The organism is Pseudoalteromonas sp. BSi20652 (assembly GCF_000239855.1).
Lineage (GTDB): Bacteria > Pseudomonadota > Gammaproteobacteria > Enterobacterales > Alteromonadaceae > Pseudoalteromonas.
Genome location: NZ_BADT01000008.1, coordinates 1 through 814, shown reverse-complemented (window position 1 = coordinate 814; position 814 = coordinate 1). Strand labels below are relative to the sequence as shown.

The window sequence follows — 814 nt, the reverse complement described above, 5'->3', positions numbered from 1 at the left end:
AAGTATCTACGGTGCGTAATGAATACTGACGTACCAACATATAATCGGCTATATAATTTAAAAATGGAGAACGTGTTTTCATATTACCACCAATAATGGCACTGTATTTATATACAGTTTAGTTGTACTGCTCCCATATTCAAGAAAATGAGCGACGAGCGCATTTTGTCTTTTATTGAGAGTTTGAGTGCTAGTAAAAAATTATATGTAGCAATGTGTTAAGTTATTTGTTAAAAAGAATTATTGAATACATGAGCGTGACATTGGCAGATATATGCGCAATGAGCGCACTATAAAATTGTTAGTTGCCTTAGGAGTCACAGTTGAATTTTGATGATTTGAAATCGATTATCGATACTGAAAATGACCAAGAATTAAAGCTTACTTCTAATTTTTGGGAAATCACTAAAAACTCCAATTCAGAATTGAAGCCTTGGTTATCTGAAGATCAATTTAATCAGGTTTTCTCAAACCTATTAGAGTATCAAAATAACGATACTGTGTTTGTCTTTGAGTCTTTCGAACGCATATACAAAGATTCAGGTTTAACTAAAAGGTTAACTGAACAGCTAGATTTAAACTGGGCTAACTTTAATGCTTTTCAAAGCGATACCGAAATTCTTTATTTCTATATGGTGCCAAAAAGTTTAAATTGGGTTTTATATGCAAACAGAGACTTTTGGCAGTTTGCAAAAGGCAACTAACAAGTTACTCAAACGAGAATTAACATGACACCCACTCTAAATTTTGCACTTTCCGAAGTTAAAGGCTAGCCTTTATGCAGTGTAAAAAGTAAGCAGAGTGTCTTATGGCA

General features: G+C 33.2%; 1 protein-coding gene. It reads left to right on the top strand.

Going from position 1 to position 814, the window contains the following annotated elements:
* Positions 1–323: 323 nt before the first annotated feature.
* Positions 324–704 carry a hypothetical protein gene (locus tag P20652_RS16280; protein WP_008165532.1) on the top strand — a complete coding sequence of 127 codons (381 nt, stop codon included), beginning with the start codon at positions 324–326 and terminating at the stop codon, positions 702–704.
* Positions 705–814 lie beyond the last annotated feature (110 nt).